A 16,113-nucleotide genomic window follows, 5' to 3' on the forward strand; every position below is an offset into this window, starting at 1 on the left:
CCAGTGGCTTATGAATCTAAATCACCTGTTATTCAACTACAAATTGGTACCGGTGACGGTAAAGTGATGTCCATTTATCCAGATTGGATCGTCAAATACAAGCCATGATTATCCCCCGCGTAAAAGAATAGTTTTGCAACAGCCACCTCTTATATGTTAGCCAAAGTACGAAAACTTAGGCCAATTACTTATGATTGGCGTTTCTTCAAACCCTCCTTCGGGCTACGACACTTACGCTATTGTATAAAAATGGAGAAGGAGAAGTTTTTATAAATTATTGGATAACTATCTTATTGACAATGAGTGGCAGAAGATGACAAAATAGATTAATTACGCCCCGCGTTATTTGGCTGTAGTTTCCTCTTCTTTCTTATACTTTACGGCCAGGCCTGTCATAATGTAGCCGTTGTCGGTCATGGATGTATAGTAGGTGTATTTCACGGCCACCAGTGCATCGGCACCAATCTTTTTGGCCTGCATGGTCAGGCGGGCCAAAAACAGTTCTTTTTGCTGCATATCGTTCCCCCGGCTCAGCATCCGTTTATTCTTTTCGTCTAACTGGCGGGTCGTTAACTGCACTTCGCCTTTTACCTCTAAATCCTGTAATGGATCAAATGGCCGTGCTGGTCGTTGGTTATCGTAGAACACGTCAACAGGATAATGCGTCTTGTTCTGAAGGTAAAGAACAGGCCGGAAACAACTGGTCAGGAGTGCCGACATAAACAGCGCCCCTACTGCCCAACTCGCTTTATTTTTTGTAAAATCATTCATCATTCATCAACACGTCTTCTACTACTCTTGGATAATGCAGGTGTTCCAGCACCTGAACCTTTTGGGCTACGTCGTCGGGTGTGTCGGTTGGCGAAACCGGGCAACTGGCCTGAAAAATAACCTGCCCCTCGTCGTAATGTTCGTTTACGTAATGAATCGTAATTCCCGATTCCGTTTCATGAGCTGCCACAACCGCTTCGTGAACAAAATGGCCGTACATGCCTTTACCACCAAATTTAGGTAATAAAGCCGGGTGAATGTTAATAATTTTATTTGGAAATGCCTGGACCAATTTGCTGGGCATCAGCCACATAAAACCAGCTAGTACGATTAAATCAACATTCTGATTCAGCAATAATTGCGTGATTCGATCGGTGTCGTAAAACGTTTGTCGGTCAAAGAGCAGAACCGGAATGTGTAGTCGTCTTCCGAATCCACGGCGGGCCCGGTCGATAACGCCCGCTTTGGGGTTGTTCGATACAATCAATGAAATTTCAACGCTGGCATTATCGGCAAAATACGCAGCAATATTTTCGGCATTAGAGCCGGAACCAGAAGCAAACAGGGCGATTCGTTTCAAATTAGAAATGAATAATGGATAATGAAAAATGGATAACCGTGGAGTAAAATTATTCATTGTTCATTTTACATTCTACATTATTCTCACCGCCTGCCTATTTTTGTGGGTATTAGCTTCTGTTTCTATGCTGGCAACCAACCAACTTACCTTTGCGTATAACCCTACAAAGCAGTTTACATTTCCCGATGTGTACTGTGCCAACCGGGAAGCACTGCTGATTCTGGGGCGATCAGGAACGGGCAAAACGACCTTCCTGCACTTGTTGGCGCTATTGCTGAAACCTAACAGTGGCTCGGTTACCATCGACGATACAGACCTGACGAAATTGAGCGTGGCCGAAACAGCCGCTTTTCGGGCCAAACACGTCGGTATTGTCTTTCAGAAGCCCCACTTTGTTAGTTCGTTGTCAGTGCTAGATAACCTGCTCATGGCTAATTATCTAGCTGATAAGCCGCAGGATAAGGCACGGGCGAAGGAACTGGCCGGGCAATTGGGTTTTGGCGATCACCTGGACAAAAAAACGCATCAACTCAGTCAGGGTGAACAGCAAAGGGTGAGTATAGCCCGTGCCGTTATGAATCAGCCGGGCGTGATTCTGGCCGATGAGCCAACGTCTAGCCTCGATGACGAAAATACAGAGCGAGTGGTACAACTCCTGCGCGAGCAGTCGGAACAGATTGGGGCCAGCCTGATTGTGGTTACTCACGACCAGCGGTTGAAAGATGTGTTTCAGAATCGGGTAGCTTTGTAATGATTTTCAGACCCTGACCACCAACCTATGCGCATCTACCTCGTTTTCTTCTTATTGATCTCAACCACACTGCTGGCGCAAAACCGGAAGAAAAAAGATTATCTGGTAACGCTGACGACCACCTACGGCCCTATGCGGTTGGTATTGTACGAACAGACGCCCAAGCACAAAGACAACTTCATCAAGCTCGTCGATCAAAAGTTTTACGACAGCCTGCTGTTCCATCGCATTATTCCCCTGTTTATGATCCAGGGAGGTGATCCGAATTCCCGTAAGGCAAAATCCGGCGACCCGCTCGGCAGTGGTAGTATTGGCGAACGCATACCGGCCGAGTTTGTGCCAACGCTCTTTCATAAAAAAGGGGCATTAGCAGCTGCTCGCGATAACAACCCGGAAAAAGCATCAAGCGCCTGCCAGTTTTATATTGTACAGGGCCGAATTTGGGATGAGGCTGCGTTGCAAAAGCAGGTCGAACGGATTCAAAACATGAAAGGCCATGTGCCGACCGATGAACAGAAACAGGTGTATAAGACCCTTGGGGGCGCTCCACATCTGGATGGCAACTACACCGTTTTTGGTGAGGTTATTGATGGCCTGGCCATTGTCGATAGCGTTGCCAAACAACCTCGCGACGAAATGGACCGACCTGTTAAAGACGTTCGCATGACGATGAAGGGCGAGTGGATCAAGAAAAAGAAAATCACGAAACAATATCATTATCAGTATTAGGAGTGAGGAGCGAGTAGTAGGAGTTGCTGACGCATATTGGTTTATCTCTTATTACTCGCTCCTCACTCCTAATACTGAGTTACTCTTATGAAACGTATTCTTATCACTGGGGCCAATGGCCTGTTGGGGCAGAAATTGGTTGACTTGTTGACGAAGCAACCTGATGTTGAATTGATTGCAACGGCTCGTGGCGATAACCGACTGCCATATTCGGATGGCTATACGTACCGATCAATGGATATTACTGATCGGCAGGAAGTGCTGGATACCATTGGCGAGGTAAACCCTGATGTAGTTATCCACGGAGCCGCTATGACCGATGTGGATAAGTGCGAAACCCAGAAGGATGCCTGCTGGGCGCAGAATGTCCATGCTGTTGAGTACATCGTAGAAGCCTGCCGGGCTACCAACGCCTTTCTGGTCCACGTATCTACAGACTTCATTTTCGATGGTACGGCTGGCCCCTACGACGAAACCGCCGAGGCTAACCCAATCAGTTTCTATGGCTGGAGCAAGCAGGCCGGTGAATCGGTGGTCAAACATTCCGATATACGCTGGGCTATTGCCCGTACTGTGCTCGTATACGGTATCGCCCACGATATGAGCCGGAGTAACATCATTTTGTGGGTTAAAAAATCATTGGAGGACGGAAAAAATATTAAAGTCGTAACGGATCAATGGCGGAGCCCAACGCTGGCCGAAGATCTGGCCATGGGATGCTACCTGATTGCTGATAAAGAAGCCGAAGGTATATTCAATATATCGGGTAAAGAGGTACTGACACCGTATGAGATGGCTATCAGAACCGCTGACTATTTTGGCCTGGATAAATCACTGATCGCTCAGGCCGATGCATCGACCTTTACGCAGGTAGCGCGTCGACCACCGCGCACAGGCTTTATCCTGGACAAATCCCGGACGGTATTAGGTTACGACCCGCATAGTTTTGAAGAAGGCATTGCTGTACTGGCTAGTCAGCTTAAGTCATAAGAAGGATGAGTCAGGTGAAAATTTACGGTGTGCGTGAGCATCTATTACCGATTCGGAAAGAACTTTCTGATGCCATTCATTCGTGTGTGGTTGAAGCACTGCACTTCCCGGAAAACAAACGGGCACACCGTTTTTTCTACCTCGACAATGAGGATTTCTTTCGGCCTGCCACGGCGTCGGAACGGTACATCATTCTGGAGTTTATGATGATGGAAGGCCGGACCGTAGATACGAAGAAAAAGCTGATTCATTTACTTTACGAGCGAGTTTGTTCACAGCTTCGTTTACCCGTTACGGATCTGGAAATCTGCATTCTGGAAAGTCCGGCGCACAATTGGGGATTTCGGGGGATGACGGGCGATGAGATTACGCTGAACTATACCGTCAACGTCTGAGCTATGGCTGTTACGGTAAACCTTAAAGCGAAGCCAGGAAGTAAGCTCGATCAACTATTCTACGATGCTGCCGGGATGCTTAACGTCAAGATCAAAGCTCCGGCGCAGGATGGTAAGGCCAATGCGTATCTGGTTGAGTTTCTAGCCAAACAAATAGGCATTGCCAAGTCGAGTGTGACGATTGTGGCCGGTTTTACCAACCCACACAAACGGATTGAACTAGCGATTGACAAAGAGACGTACGAACATTTCCTGACTAAAATAAAGCAGGGATAGGAAAGATTGGGATAGGTCAAGTTAGTGCTTATACATACAAAGACAACTCACGAAGGGTTGTCTTTTTTTATTACTGAGTATTTATTGCTTTGGTAATTAACCGTATCTTTAGCAAGTCAACTGCCCAATCATCATTATAAAATTTGGTAATATCAATGAGAAACTGTACAAATCTTTTAATGTTGCTCTTTTTGATGCCTACGTTACTTATAGCACAGGCAAAGAAGGGAGCCAAATCCGTCGACAAACTTGACAAATTGAAACAGGAGGCCGTAGCGGCTGTAGAAGCCAATTCGGTGCTCGCACAACAAATCAACGATAAACTCTTCAGCTTTGCGGAACTGGGTTTCCAGGAAGAAGAGTCGTTTAAATACCTGACGGGGCTACTCGAAAAGGAAGGCTTCACCGTAAAAACCGGAATATCGGGTATTCCAACGGCCTGGGTGGCTACCTGGGGATCAGGTAAACCGCTCATCGCGATTGGTTCGGATATCGACTGTATTCCAAAGGCGAGTCAGAAACCGGGGGTGGCGTATAAAGATCCGATTGTGGAAGGGGCTCCCGGACACGGTGAAGGCCACAATTCAGGGCAGGCGCTGAACATCGTAGCTGTGCTGGCTGTAAAGAAGCTAATGGAGCGCGAGAAAATTCCGGGCACGCTGATGCTCTGGCCGGGTGTAGCCGAAGAGCTTGTTGGTACTAAGGCGTTCTACGTTCGCGATGGCTATTTCAAAGATGTTGACGCTTGTATTTTCACCCACGTTGGCAATAATCTCGGCGTATCCTGGGGGGACAACGGCAACAACGGGCTGGTTTCTGTGAAGTTCTCATTCGAAGGGCAGGCCGCTCACGCTGCTGGAGCACCTTGGCGTGGACGAAGCGCACTGGATGCGGTTGAACTGATGAACGTAGGCTGGAACTATCGTCGTGAACACCTTGAACTTACCCAACGCTCGCACTATGTGATTTCTGACGGGGGCGATCAGCCTAACGTAGTGCCTTCAAAAGCCGCAGTCTGGTACTACTTCCGCGAACGGACCTATCCGAAGATTAAAAAGCTGTTCGAAACGGGCGTAAAAATTGCCGAGGGAGCCGCTTTGATGACTGATACGAAATTCACCTACGAAATTTTAGGATCGGCATGGCCCGTGCATACCAACAAAGCCATGGCCATTGCGGCTTATGACAATATCAAAAAAGTGGGTTTGCCGACCTGGACGGAGGAAGATCAGCTTCTGGCGCGTGCGTCTCAGTTAGAGCTTCAGGCTCCTAAAATGAGTGGACTGGCTACCAAACTTGATTCGATGAGTTTGCCCACGTCTTCGGCACCGGTGGTGATGATGGGCGGTCAGGCTATGACCTCAATGGGGGGTGGTTCCGACGATATTGCTGATATTTCGTGGTCGCTACCGACGATTGTCCTACGCTACCCCAGCAACATTCCAGGATTACCGGGCCACCACTGGGCCAATGCCATTTCGATGGCGACGCCTATTGCACACAAAGGGGTTGTGTACGGGGCTAAAGCCGAAGCGATGACCTTGCTGGACCTGTTAATGAAACCCGAGCTGATTAAAGATGCCTGGGCCTATTACCGCGATGAGCAAACCAAAGACATCAAATACGAACCGCTGATTTCGTCGAAAGAAAAACCGGCCATCTATCTGAATAAGAAGATTATGGATGAGTTTAAGCCGAAGCTGGAGACGTTTTATTACGACCCTGCGAAATATAAATCTTATCTGGACCAACTCGGCATCAAATACCCAACCGTTCGCGACGATCAGCGTGAAGCGGTGAAGAAGCAATTGGAGAAAGATAAAGCTGAAAAGTCGACTCCAGCCGCTAAAGTTTCATCTTCTCGTTCAGAATAAAGAGCTTATGCAACCATTTTTTGTCACTCCGACCAGGACGCGTAGTCGAAGGAGGAGTGACAAAAAATGGTTGCGAAATTTATATTACTGAAGTGTAAGCTAGTGCTTCTCCAAAATAGAGGTTAGAATAAAATGGTTAGTTTTGTGGCATGGGCCAAATAGCTACTCCATTCGTCTTGTCCGAAGCGGACTTAATTACACTTAACAATCTCGTTAATAAAGGCAAAGAATCGGTGCGCAAACTGAACCGGGTCAGAGCCTTGCAGTTTTCCCATAAAGGGCAACCGCCAGAGCAGATCAGCAGTTTACTTGGTATCAGCGTTGCTACCGTTTATAATCTGCGAAAGCGTTACCGCGAAGCGGGATTACAGCGAGCAATCAATGAAAAAGCCCGGCCCGGCCAGCCCCGCAAGGTAACCCAACAAGTGGAAGCTCAGATTACTCAATTAGCCTGTAGTGAAGCTCCGGATGGTCGTACTCGCTGGACAGCCGCCCTGATTAACGACCGGTTAGTCAAACTAGACATCCACATTGATGATGAATCGGTGCGGTTGACTCTAAAAAAAGTAAACTCAAGCCGTGGCTTAAAAAGCAGTGCCGGGCCGCCGGGCGGTGCATCGGACAGGTAGATGGCGAATATCTGGCCAAAATGGAGAATGTTTTGGCCATTTACAACCAAACACGCCCACCCAACCGAGCCCGAATCTGTTTTGATGAACGGCCTTGTCAGCTGCTTGATGATGTAGTGGCTCCCTTGCTGATCAAGCCCGGCAAAGCGGCTAAAGAAGACAACGAATACATCCGGCAAGGCACGGGCGTGGTGTTGCTGGCTTACGATCTGGACAAAGGTATTCGTTACACCCAGACCCGTCAGCAGCGCACCAAAGCGGATTATGCCCAATTTATGCACCAAATTATTACCACTTACTATGGGGATGTGGAGCAGATTGATTTGGTACAGGACAATTTAAACACGCATAAGTATGGTTCTTTTTATGAGCATTTGCCTTTGGGCCAGGCTCGCACTTTAACTCGTAAACTGGTCTTTCATTATACCCCCAAGCACGGTTCATGGCTAAATATAGCAGAGATCGAGTTTTCGGCTTTAGCCCGGCAATGTCTGAATCGGCGCATTGGTAGTCTGGAAGAACTGAGTCGTCAAGTTGAGTTATGGACTGGTGAGCGTAACAAGCAGGCAGTCAAGGTGCACTGGAGTTTTACTGTAGTTGCCGCAGAAGACAAACTCAAACGGTGGTATTACCAAGTAAATCCGTCAAACATCTCACCTGCCTCTAACCATTAAATTGGAAGAGTACTAGTTGAAGAGATAAGTAATGAGCTTTTCGGGAAGTTCTTTTTTATCCCTTCCCTTTCTGCTTTTCCAGATAGGCGATCATTTTGGCGAGGGCTCTTGATCGATGGCTCATGCCGTTCTTCTCTTCGATACTCATTTCGGCAAACGTACGATCATGTCCATCAGGCAGAAAAACCGGATCATACCCAAATCCCCCATCGCCACGTGGCTCGGTCAGGATATGGCCTTCGATGATGCCTTCAAACTGATACTCTACACCTTGTAAGATTAAGGTGAATACGGTGATAAATCGGGCTTTCCGGTTGCGGTTTCCCGCCAGGTTCGAAAGCAGCTTTTCTATGTTCTTCCCGGCATCGCGGCTGCCCGAATAATAGGCTGAATCGACACCCGGTTCGCCATTGAGCGCTTCGACTTCTAAGCCAGAATCATCGGCAAAACAGGATACGCCATAGTGAGTCCAGACGTACTCAGCTTTCTGGCGTGAGTTTCCGGCTATTGTGCCCGTTGTTTCGGGTAGTTCGTCCGTACAGCCCGTGTCGCGTAGTGTTTTTAGGGTAAACGAGTTGCCGAGTTGACCAGCTACTTCGTCGAGTTTATGTTGATTGTTGGTAGCAAAGCATAGTTCCATTAGCAACAAAAAAAGCCGTTTACAGCTACAACTGCAAACGGCTTTCAGAACGAGTGAGAATATCTTACCGACTGGGCTGTGGCATGCCAGGTTGCATCTGAGCTGGCTGACCTTTCTGAATATCCAGTAGTTCAATGTCGAACAGGAGCACTGAGTTGGCCGGAATCTTTGGGTTAGCGCGTGAGCCGTATGCCAGTGTCGAGGGAATAACCAGGGTAGCTTTCTCGCCTTTGTGCATTTTCATAACACCTTCTTCCCAACCCGGAATGACCTGTCCTACGCCAATTGGGAATTGAATAGGCTCACCGCTGGCTTGTGGATTAAGGCTTTTCTCGGAGCTATCGAATACCGTTCCATTCAGTAATTTACCGGTGTAGCGCACTTTAACGATTTCGCCTGCGTTGGGGGTCGGGCCGTTTGAGGGCTGTGTTACGATATAATAAACTCCCGACTGGGTTTTCTGACCTTTTCCGGCTAACCCATTTTTGGCAACATAGCTATCGATAACTTTAGCATCAATACCTTTTTGCTTATCAAAATCAGCCGCCTGTTGTTTTTTGTATTCTTCTTCGGTCTGAACATTCACAACTTTTACGGCAATGCCAATATCCGTACCTTTCTGAACACCTGGCGGCAGTGGTTGCATAGCTCGTGTAAACAGCGAGTCGGCGCTTACGTAGAACGTAGCGCTATCGCCCTTGCCCAACATCGCCAGACCTTCTTCGTAAGATCCTTTGAAAGGCGGGACTTGAAGCAACATCTGAAAAGGAGCACCTTCTTTATGCGTATCGCGTAGAACCGAATCTTTGTTGTTCATCAGGGTGAGGTGCAGCGTCAGAATATCGCCAACTTTACCCTTACGAGTGCCTTCTGATTGTTCGTGAATTTGATACTTCAGGCCGTTGTCCGTTACCTGAACGCGGTTTTTACCGCAGGCCGCTACCACAGCGACGATCAGGGCGGCTTTCCCGAAATTTTTGAGAGACATGAGAGATTGTTAGTTGTTTATTTAAGATTGCTTCAGGTTTAAAGTTTCAGGATTCTGACGTTCAGAGAATAGCTAAAACTTGAAACCTGGAAAAGATTAAACGGTTTCCAGCAATAATTGCTGATACAAGGGTATTACAGATAAAAGCTTTTTCTCCGTTTCGGCCATTGATAATTTAGAACGACCACCAGCGGCATTCCGGTGCCCTCCTCCATCAAAATGTGTACTGGCCAGATCCCTGACCGAAAAATTGCCGATTGACCTGAACGATAAGCGAATTTCATCGATCCGATCAATCAAAATGGCGGCCATTACAACACCTTCAACAGCCAGGGCGTAGTTGACCATGCCTTCCGTATCGCCGGTTTTTGACCGATACCGTTTTAATTCCGAATCGGTCAGGATGATATAGGCAAACTTGTACTCAGGCAGAACCTTCAGTTTTTCGTTCAGAACATATCCCAGCAACCGAAACTTGTCGAGCGATACATTGTCGAAAATGCGTCGGTGAATACTGCTCACATCAATACCCAGGTCGACCAGTTCGGCAGCCATCCGGTGAACGTTGCCGGTTGTATTGGAATGGCGAAAGGAACCCGTATCCGTCATCAGACCTGAATACAGACATTGGGCTATAGGCACGTCAACCAATGATTTGTCGCCTAGCTGTACAATTAGCCGGAAGATCAGTTCAGCAGTGGCAGCTGCTGTAGGGTCCCAAAGGGCTAAGTCTGCAAATGACTCGGGCTCAAGATGATGGTCGATCAGTACCTTGCGGGCACGCGCCTGTCGGACCAGCGGGGCTAGCTCGCGGATACGGTCAATGCTCGAAAAATCGAGACAGAAAATAACGGTACTTTCGTCAAATAGCTGACTGACCGGGATGCGTACTTTCTCATCAAATGCAATAACCGAATCATTACCAGGCATCCAATGGAGACTCTGTGGATAGTCTGTTGGCGTCACAACCGTAACCCGATGACCTTTTTTCCGAAGATAGCCCGCCAAACCCAGCGACGACCCCATAGCATCGGCATCAGGATTCTGGTGAGTTGTAATCAGCACGGTTTGCGGATGTTCGAGCAGCGCGCCAATTGCTTCAATGTCTTGCATACATAAACGGCCCTGGCCGTAATCAAAACCCAAAAATAAGAAATAATACGATTTACGGTTGATCGTTTGTTGAGTGCTGCACGCAAGAGTCTTATTACCAGTTATTTATTTTGGTAATTAAGCGTATACTCGACTTTATTAACCGTTAAATATTTGTAATGAACTGTAGTGTTTTTAAGAACAGCGTGGCATTTCGGACGGAAGTCTCTACCTTTGCAGCCAAATAAAATTTGGAGATTAATATCCCATAATGGCAACGAATCGCACTTTCACCATGATTAAGCCTGATGCCGTAGAGGCCGGGCATTCTGGAGCAATTATCAAACTGATTGAGGAAGCGGGTTTCCGTATCGTCGCAATTAAAAAAACTCTGCTAACCAGCGAACGCGCTGGTCAGTTCTACGCGGTTCACCGGGAGCGTCCTTTTTATAACGATCTACGGACGTACATGTCGTCGGGGGCAATCATTCCGATGATTCTGGAAAAAGAGAACGCCGTCGCTGACTTCCGTAAGCTTATTGGGGCCACCAATCCAGCCAATGCCGAAGAGGGAACCATTCGTAAGCTGTATGCTAAATCGATGGAAGCGAACGCTATTCATGGCTCAGATTCTGACGAAAACGCCGAAATCGAAAGTAATTTCTTTTTCGCCGGAACCGAGCAGTACTAACAGTAGTATTAGGAGCGAGGAGCGAGTAGTAGGAGTTGCTGGCGCAAGATAAGTATGCGCCAGCAACTCCTACTACTCGCTCCTCGCTCCTAATACTTTTTCATAATACTTACAAAAGTCCTTCAGCTCACAGACTTCGCACTTCGGTGTACGAGCCAAGCAGATGTAGCGTCCGTGCAGAATAAGCCAGTGATGCGCTTTCGGTACGTGCTGCTTTGGAATGTGCGCCATCAACGCTTTTTCAACGGCCAGGGGTGTTGTAGCCGTTAGTGGGGCTAAGCCTAGTCGGTGCGACACCCGAAAAACGTGGGTATCTACCGCCATCGTTGGTTGATTATACACCAGCGATAAAATTACATGGGCAGTTTTACGGCCTACTCCCGGCAGGGTTTGCAGTTCTTCCAGCGTAGCCGGTATTTCTCCTCCAAACCGTTCCATCAGCGCCTTAGCCATTCCGACAAGGTGCTTTGCCTTGTTGTTTGGGTAGGAAACACTTCGAATATAGGAAAACACCTCATCGACCGATGCCGCTGCCAGGGATTCCGCTTCGGGAAAACGCGCAAACAAAGCAGGGGTAATTTGATTGATTCGTTTGTCGGTGCATTGGGCCGACAAGATTACAGCAACCAGTAATTCGTAAGGGTTCGAAAAGTTGAGTTCCGTTTTGGGTTCGGGGTAATGCAGGGTAAAATAATCGAGGAAACGCTGGAACCGTTCTTTTTTTAGCATAACAGGTAATCATTCATCCAGTAGGCAGGTACGTACAAACAGACATAGCCGGAAGCTATTTTGCTGCATATAGTTACGCAACAAGCTAGCTTTCGGCTACGCAGCTTCCAACTGCGTCCACAATCTGTCGATTACGAATGATGTAATCGAACAGATGGATTTAATGGATGGTTTTGGGAATAATCCAGAATAGACTGAATCGTATCAGGTCTCGGCTGGCGTTCTATTTTATTCATCAAAGCTCTCAGTTCGAGAGCTTCGAGGAAGAACGTCATCAATTCCGGCTCCGACATCAGAGCGTCTTCAATGAGAAGATTTTCCTCGGCTGAGGTCTCCTCATAGACATACCGGATCACATCATCTTGAGTAAAGGTTTTTATCATAACTCGGCGAACGTTTGCTCAGCTGTTTGCGCAGATTGATCAGCGCATAACGCATACGTCCCAATGCCGTGTTAATACTGACGCCGGTTGCATCGGCAATCTCCTGGAAACTCATTTCCTCGTAGTGCCGCATGATGAGCACCTGGCGTTGTTGTTCTGGCAGTCGCTGAATCAACTCGCGCAAATGCTCGTGTGTTTCCTGGCGAATTTGCTGCGATTCGACCGAATCTTCCGCAAACTCAAGCGTGTTGAACACACTGCTTCCGTCTTCAAACACCACACTGGGGTAGCGTTTATCTTTTCGGAAATAGTCAATGGCCAAGTTGTGAGCAATTCGGATAATCCAGGGTAGAAATTTGCCCTCCTCGTTGTATCTACCAGACTTGAGCGTGTCCACGGCCTTAATGAACGTGTCCTGCATCAGGTCTTCTGCTATGTACTGATCTTTAACAATCAGATAAATAGTCGTGTAAATCTTCGATTTGTGCCGTTGCACTAATTTGGCAAAGGCTTTTTCATTACCACGGATATACAGGGAAATCAACTCACTGTCGTTTACCTGGGCTTTTTCCATTTTCAGTAAGACAATTAGGTAACGTAGAGTTGTGTTCCGATAGTGTATGAGGGGGTTATGTTTTTTAAAATATTTCCGTGATCCAGCCTTGAAGATACTAAGTTTTTTTGATTAAATCCAAATAAATCCTACAAAAAATCTGCCAGAGAGGAGCCTTTTCCTCGAAAACTTCTATTTCCCGCAAGAAAAAATTTGAAAGTTCCAATTTCTGCCAAATCTAGCTTATTCGGAGAAATAATTGTACTTACGTTTGATAGCACAAGTATAGATTCAATTTTAATATCATCCGTTTAAAACGGGCTTAAAATTTTTTAATGCAACATTAACAAAAACTTTTAAGCTCGCGATAAAGTGTAAGTAAAATTGTTAGGTAATATGCTGACAACAGTCAGAAATACGTGTTTGGTTACGTCTTCGCCAGATGCGACCAGGTAGGATTTTGTATTTTACTGTTTCGTTTAGGTGACTTGAGATCACTTTATGTCTATACGTTATCTGAAATTGAGCTTATCTATAGCCAATTGCTTGATTTACTGTACTAAATCGTTACTTTCGTACCTGTATCAGCGTAACGTTGAGGTAGGTAACCATCTATGAGATCAGTTTGGATTGGTATGGCAATACTTAGCTGGTGTATCACCTGCTATGCTCAGACGTTTCCCAAACTACCGGAACTAAACTTTGACCGGCGGAGCGATGCTGCCTACATGGATAGTTTGCTGACCCTTGGCCGAATTCATCGGCAAATGACCGCTCGTTTATCGCGAGGTCATGTCAACGACACACTACGTCTGGAGGGCCTACGATATATGGCGCTGGTCTTTAAGCAAATGCGTGGGTCTCAGCGCGACAGCAGCTATATATATGCTAAACAGTTGGAGGAACAGGCGCTCCAGTTTCATAATAATCTGTACGCCGTTCGGGCAATGATGCTGCAGGAGTATTATCTGCGAATTGTTAAAGGTGATTTTCCACTGGCTCTTCAGATTAATCAGCGTGCATCGGAATTATGCATAAAGTTGCCTCGCGAAAGCTCCCCGCGCTGGCAGGTGTTGATGAATATGGGCGATATTTATATGTTGCTTAGAGAGTACGATAAAGCGTTAAGTAGTTATCAGCTTTCGCAAACCTTGCTGGGGTATAATACATCGGTGCCGCTTAAAAACCGGAAACTACTTACCAGTCAGGCCATCACGCAGATCGGTGAGATTTATGAAATTCGAGGCCAATATGAGCAGGCAAGGCAGCAGTATGAGCTGAGTCGGCAGATTGCACTGGATACTCATTCACAAATCAATGTGGCCTATGCGGATGAACGACTTGGTGACTTCTATATTAGTCGGCAACAACCCGAACGAGCCATTCATGTGTTTGAAGAAGCCCTGGGTGTGTGGACTCAGCTAAAAGACGTTCCGGGACAGGCTGCGGTATGGGCACGGCTCTCAGAATGCTATACCTTAATCAAGCAACCTAAATTGGCCATCGATTTTGGCGAAAAAGCAGTAGCCGTAGCGCGGGATGCAGGCTATACACGTATTCGACAAATGGCTACTCAATCGCTATATCGGGCTTACCGGCAGGCAAATCAGCCCGCAAAAGCGTTGGGCATGTACGAAGAATTCAGCCTGTTGCGCGATAGTCTGACAAACCTCAAACGAGTAGAGGAGCTATCGGCAGTCCAGAAAAAATACGACGTTAATCAGGTACGAATTGCGGCCGAGAAAGAACGGTTCATCCAGCAGCAGCAGTTGCTGAATGTACGGCGACAGGCCGAACTGGACCGGGTGCGGGCTGAGTCGGAGCGGGAACAGATGGAAAGCGAAACCCGGATGAATCACCTGAAGCAGTGGATCGAGACGGAACGGCTACGGGCCGAATCGCAAAAGAGCCGACTGGAACAACGGGCACATATTGACAAACTCAGCCACGATATTGAACAGGCCAACTTAATGCGGATCATTCTGGTTGGTGGACTGACGATGTTGCTGGGCTTTGTCATACTATACTACCGGAAAAATCGTCTGATTCACCGTCAGAAACAAGAGATCGAAGCGTTGAACCATGACCTGGAGGATAAAGTAATGGCCCGGACAATGGAGCTCAAACTGGCTAACGACCAGCTACGGGCCAAAAATCGGGAGATTGAAGAAGCGCTGCTGCGTGGACAAACGCTGGAACGCAAGCGAATGGCTGCTGACCTGCATGATAGCTTAGGAGGTTTACTGGCGGCTATTAAAAGCAGTTTGTCGGCGCTTAATCCTGCGAAAATGTCGGATCGTGAGCAGCAGATCTACCACAACCTGCTGAATATGAGTAAGGAGGCTTTTGCGGAAATTCGTTATTTGTCGCATAACCTCCAACCCGACGAATTGGAAAAGCAGGGGCTTTCGCAGGCCCTAACCCGATTGGTGACCAAACTCAACCTGACGCAAAAAACTACATTCCGCTTAGACGCTACCGAACTGCCTCGCCTGGATAAAACGGCTGAGTTTAATCTCTATTCCATTTGTATTGAACTCTGTAGCAATATACTTCGGCATTCGGAAGCGACTGAAGCCGATATTCTGTTCCGACGGTTCAATAGCGAGTTGAATATGATCGTGAAAGATAATGGCTGTGGAATGAATCCCGCCGATGCCACCGGGATGGGGCTACACAATATTCAGGCTCGTATGGATTTGATCAAAGGCCGTTACGAAATCCACTCTGGCCCAAACGAAGGAACTACCTTTATATTCATCCTGCCCGTATCGACAAACCTCACAGCCGCTTAGCTCATTGGACGCGCCCTTCGACCAGAAAGTTGTTTTTGTCGAAATAAGGAAGTTTTTGATAGCCCGACAATTTGTAGTGTTGTACACGCCATTGCCCACCTTTCGGTCCACTTTCTAACAAAAGGTTACGCTCGGATGAATAAAGTGGGTTGGTGGTTTGTAGAACAGCTACAATTCGGCGGGGCTGATGGGTTAACGAGTCAAGCTGTATGCTAAGCGACCGAACAGCCAGACGGTCTTCTGGATTCTTTAGTGTATACTGATAGGTAAGCGAATCGGGTCGGGTAATCTGATAACTGGTGCGAAGTGCCGGTTTATTGATGTCGGCCTGTGTAAATAACTCCAGTTCGCGTTTCCAGTTAATATCATGTGTCGACTGCTGATTTCGTTTGTCGTTGATGACGACGGACTTCGTCACAACCGGTTTCTGATCAGAAAGGTCGGTAATCTGACGTTTCACAAATCCTGACACATCGTAATAAACGGCTGGCTGATTCTGTTGAGTGGAGTCGGTACAACTGCTGATTACCAGCGAAACAAGCATGAAAACAGGTAAAACGAAGCGCATAAAAC

19 protein-coding genes are annotated in these 16,113 nt (G+C 47.2%); 10 read left to right on the forward strand and 9 right to left on the reverse strand.

Annotated elements, in window-relative coordinates:
- Nucleotides 1-342: 342 nt before the first annotated feature.
- Nucleotides 343-774 carry a hypothetical protein gene (locus ACYVFD_RS05615; RefSeq protein WP_461088787.1) on the reverse strand — a complete coding sequence of 144 codons (432 nt, stop codon included), beginning with the start codon at nucleotides 772-774 and terminating at the stop codon, nucleotides 343-345.
- A complete protein-coding gene (gene purN / locus ACYVFD_RS05620; protein ID WP_461088788.1) occupies nucleotides 764-1,351 on the reverse strand; it encodes a phosphoribosylglycinamide formyltransferase in 588 nt (195 codons plus the stop codon). Before purN ends, ACYVFD_RS05615 begins: the two co-directional genes overlap by 11 nt.
- A gap of 124 nt (nucleotides 1,352-1,475) precedes the next feature.
- Between purN and ACYVFD_RS05625 the strand changes: the two genes are divergently transcribed.
- From ACYVFD_RS05625 to ACYVFD_RS05660, 8 genes are all read left to right on the forward strand, one after another.
- Nucleotides 1,476-2,102 carry an ABC transporter ATP-binding protein gene (locus tag ACYVFD_RS05625; RefSeq protein WP_461088789.1) on the forward strand — a complete coding sequence of 209 codons (627 nt, stop codon included), beginning with the start codon at nucleotides 1,476-1,478 and terminating at the stop codon, nucleotides 2,100-2,102.
- 27 nt (nucleotides 2,103-2,129) lie between these two features.
- Entirely contained in the window at nucleotides 2,130-2,831 is a 702-nt protein-coding gene (locus tag ACYVFD_RS05630; RefSeq protein WP_461088790.1) for a peptidylprolyl isomerase, read from the forward strand.
- Between the two features lie 87 nt (nucleotides 2,832-2,918).
- The gene (locus ACYVFD_RS05635; RefSeq protein ID WP_461088791.1) at nucleotides 2,919-3,821 is read left to right on the forward strand and encodes an SDR family oxidoreductase; all 903 of its coding nucleotides are present in this window, start codon (nucleotides 2,919-2,921) and stop codon (nucleotides 3,819-3,821) included.
- Between the two features lie 5 nt (nucleotides 3,822-3,826).
- Nucleotides 3,827-4,216, forward strand: coding sequence for a tautomerase family protein (locus tag ACYVFD_RS05640; RefSeq protein ID WP_461088793.1), 390 nt, complete (start codon nucleotides 3,827-3,829; stop codon nucleotides 4,214-4,216).
- Nucleotides 4,217-4,219: 3 nt separating this feature from the next.
- Nucleotides 4,220-4,492 (forward strand): DUF167 domain-containing protein, encoded by a 273-nt coding sequence (locus tag ACYVFD_RS05645; RefSeq protein ID WP_461088795.1) that lies wholly within the window; start codon nucleotides 4,220-4,222, stop codon nucleotides 4,490-4,492.
- 155 nt (nucleotides 4,493-4,647) lie between these two features.
- A complete protein-coding gene (locus tag ACYVFD_RS05650; protein ID WP_461088796.1) occupies nucleotides 4,648-6,366 on the forward strand; it encodes an amidohydrolase in 1,719 nt (572 codons plus the stop codon).
- A 149-nt stretch (nucleotides 6,367-6,515) separates the two neighbouring features.
- Nucleotides 6,516-6,995, forward strand: coding sequence for a helix-turn-helix domain-containing protein (locus ACYVFD_RS05655; protein ID WP_461088797.1), 480 nt, complete (start codon nucleotides 6,516-6,518; stop codon nucleotides 6,993-6,995).
- Between the two features lie 20 nt (nucleotides 6,996-7,015).
- On the forward strand, nucleotides 7,016-7,669 hold the full coding sequence (locus ACYVFD_RS05660; RefSeq protein ID WP_461088798.1) for an IS630 family transposase: 654 nt from the start codon (nucleotides 7,016-7,018) through the stop codon (nucleotides 7,667-7,669).
- Between the two features lie 55 nt (nucleotides 7,670-7,724).
- Here ACYVFD_RS05660 and rdgB read toward each other — a convergent pair whose 3' ends face one another.
- The 3 genes from rdgB to ACYVFD_RS05675 all read right to left on the reverse strand — a co-directional run bounded on the left by rdgB (nucleotide 7,725) and on the right by ACYVFD_RS05675 (nucleotide 10,410).
- Nucleotides 7,725-8,309 (reverse strand): RdgB/HAM1 family non-canonical purine NTP pyrophosphatase, encoded by a 585-nt coding sequence (rdgB, locus tag ACYVFD_RS05665; RefSeq protein ID WP_461088799.1) that lies wholly within the window; start codon nucleotides 8,307-8,309, stop codon nucleotides 7,725-7,727.
- 64 nt (nucleotides 8,310-8,373) lie between these two features.
- On the reverse strand, nucleotides 8,374-9,297 hold the full coding sequence (locus ACYVFD_RS05670; RefSeq protein ID WP_461088800.1) for an FKBP-type peptidyl-prolyl cis-trans isomerase: 924 nt from the start codon (nucleotides 9,295-9,297) through the stop codon (nucleotides 8,374-8,376).
- Nucleotides 9,298-9,393: 96 nt separating this feature from the next.
- Nucleotides 9,394-10,410, reverse strand: a complete 1,017-nt coding sequence (locus ACYVFD_RS05675; protein ID WP_461088801.1) for a DHH family phosphoesterase — start codon at nucleotides 10,408-10,410, stop codon at nucleotides 9,394-9,396.
- A gap of 250 nt (nucleotides 10,411-10,660) precedes the next feature.
- Between ACYVFD_RS05675 and ACYVFD_RS05680 the strand changes: the two genes are divergently transcribed.
- On the forward strand, nucleotides 10,661-11,080 hold the full coding sequence (locus tag ACYVFD_RS05680) for a nucleoside-diphosphate kinase (protein WP_461088802.1): 420 nt from the start codon (nucleotides 10,661-10,663) through the stop codon (nucleotides 11,078-11,080).
- A gap of 72 nt (nucleotides 11,081-11,152) precedes the next feature.
- Here the strand turns inward: ACYVFD_RS05680 and nth are convergent, their stop codons facing one another.
- From nth to ACYVFD_RS05695, 3 genes are all read right to left on the reverse strand, one after another.
- Nucleotides 11,153-11,809, reverse strand: a complete 657-nt coding sequence (gene nth / locus ACYVFD_RS05685; protein WP_461088803.1) for an endonuclease III — start codon at nucleotides 11,807-11,809, stop codon at nucleotides 11,153-11,155.
- Between the two features lie 131 nt (nucleotides 11,810-11,940).
- Entirely contained in the window at nucleotides 11,941-12,192 is a 252-nt protein-coding gene (locus ACYVFD_RS05690; protein WP_461088804.1) for a hypothetical protein, read from the reverse strand.
- Nucleotides 12,167-12,766 (reverse strand): RNA polymerase sigma factor, encoded by a 600-nt coding sequence (locus tag ACYVFD_RS05695; protein ID WP_461088805.1) that lies wholly within the window; start codon nucleotides 12,764-12,766, stop codon nucleotides 12,167-12,169. Before ACYVFD_RS05695 ends, ACYVFD_RS05690 begins: the two co-directional genes overlap by 26 nt.
- A 614-nt stretch (nucleotides 12,767-13,380) precedes the next feature.
- On the opposite strand from ACYVFD_RS05695, the gene ACYVFD_RS05700 reads away from it, so the two are divergent.
- Nucleotides 13,381-15,540: a tetratricopeptide repeat-containing sensor histidine kinase gene (locus ACYVFD_RS05700; protein WP_461088806.1), complete on the forward strand. Its 2,160-nt coding sequence runs from the start codon at nucleotides 13,381-13,383 to the stop codon at nucleotides 15,538-15,540.
- 1 nt (nucleotide 15,541) lies between these two features.
- Here the strand turns inward: ACYVFD_RS05700 and ACYVFD_RS05705 are convergent, their stop codons facing one another.
- Nucleotides 15,542-16,108 (reverse strand): hypothetical protein, encoded by a 567-nt coding sequence (locus ACYVFD_RS05705; RefSeq protein ID WP_461088807.1) that lies wholly within the window; start codon nucleotides 16,106-16,108, stop codon nucleotides 15,542-15,544.
- Nucleotides 16,109-16,113: the final 5 nt, after the last annotated feature.

Source organism: Spirosoma gilvum (assembly GCF_054776815.1).

Bases quoted from the DNA above. Each gene is read 5' to 3' on its own strand.
- ACYVFD_RS05615 (WP_461088787.1), bottom strand. From the start codon at position 774: ATGATGAATGATTTTACAAAAAATAAAGCGAGTTGGGCAGTAGGGGCG.
- ACYVFD_RS05625 (WP_461088789.1), top strand. From the start codon at position 1,476: ATGCTGGCAACCAACCAACTTACCTTTGCGTATAACCCTACAAAGCAG.
- ACYVFD_RS05630 (WP_461088790.1), top strand. From the start codon at position 2,130: ATGCGCATCTACCTCGTTTTCTTCTTATTGATCTCAACCACACTGCTG.
- ACYVFD_RS05635 (WP_461088791.1), top strand. From the start codon at position 2,919: ATGAAACGTATTCTTATCACTGGGGCCAATGGCCTGTTGGGGCAGAAA.
- ACYVFD_RS05640 (WP_461088793.1), top strand. From the start codon at position 3,827: ATGAGTCAGGTGAAAATTTACGGTGTGCGTGAGCATCTATTACCGATT.
- ACYVFD_RS05645 (WP_461088795.1), top strand. From the start codon at position 4,220: ATGGCTGTTACGGTAAACCTTAAAGCGAAGCCAGGAAGTAAGCTCGAT.
- ACYVFD_RS05650 (WP_461088796.1), top strand. From the start codon at position 4,648: ATGAGAAACTGTACAAATCTTTTAATGTTGCTCTTTTTGATGCCTACG.
- ACYVFD_RS05655 (WP_461088797.1), top strand. From the start codon at position 6,516: ATGGGCCAAATAGCTACTCCATTCGTCTTGTCCGAAGCGGACTTAATT.
- ACYVFD_RS05660 (WP_461088798.1), top strand. From the start codon at position 7,016: ATGGAGAATGTTTTGGCCATTTACAACCAAACACGCCCACCCAACCGA.
- rdgB (WP_461088799.1), bottom strand. From the start codon at position 8,309: ATGGAACTATGCTTTGCTACCAACAATCAACATAAACTCGACGAAGTA.
- ACYVFD_RS05670 (WP_461088800.1), bottom strand. From the start codon at position 9,297: ATGTCTCTCAAAAATTTCGGGAAAGCCGCCCTGATCGTCGCTGTGGTA.
- ACYVFD_RS05675 (WP_461088801.1), bottom strand. From the start codon at position 10,410: ATGCAAGACATTGAAGCAATTGGCGCGCTGCTCGAACATCCGCAAACC.
- ACYVFD_RS05680 (WP_461088802.1), top strand. From the start codon at position 10,661: ATGGCAACGAATCGCACTTTCACCATGATTAAGCCTGATGCCGTAGAG.
- nth (WP_461088803.1), bottom strand. From the start codon at position 11,809: ATGCTAAAAAAAGAACGGTTCCAGCGTTTCCTCGATTATTTTACCCTG.
- ACYVFD_RS05690 (WP_461088804.1), bottom strand. From the start codon at position 12,192: ATGATAAAAACCTTTACTCAAGATGATGTGATCCGGTATGTCTATGAG.
- ACYVFD_RS05695 (WP_461088805.1), bottom strand. From the start codon at position 12,766: ATGGAAAAAGCCCAGGTAAACGACAGTGAGTTGATTTCCCTGTATATC.
- ACYVFD_RS05700 (WP_461088806.1), top strand. From the start codon at position 13,381: ATGGCAATACTTAGCTGGTGTATCACCTGCTATGCTCAGACGTTTCCC.
- ACYVFD_RS05705 (WP_461088807.1), bottom strand. From the start codon at position 16,108: ATGCGCTTCGTTTTACCTGTTTTCATGCTTGTTTCGCTGGTAATCAGC.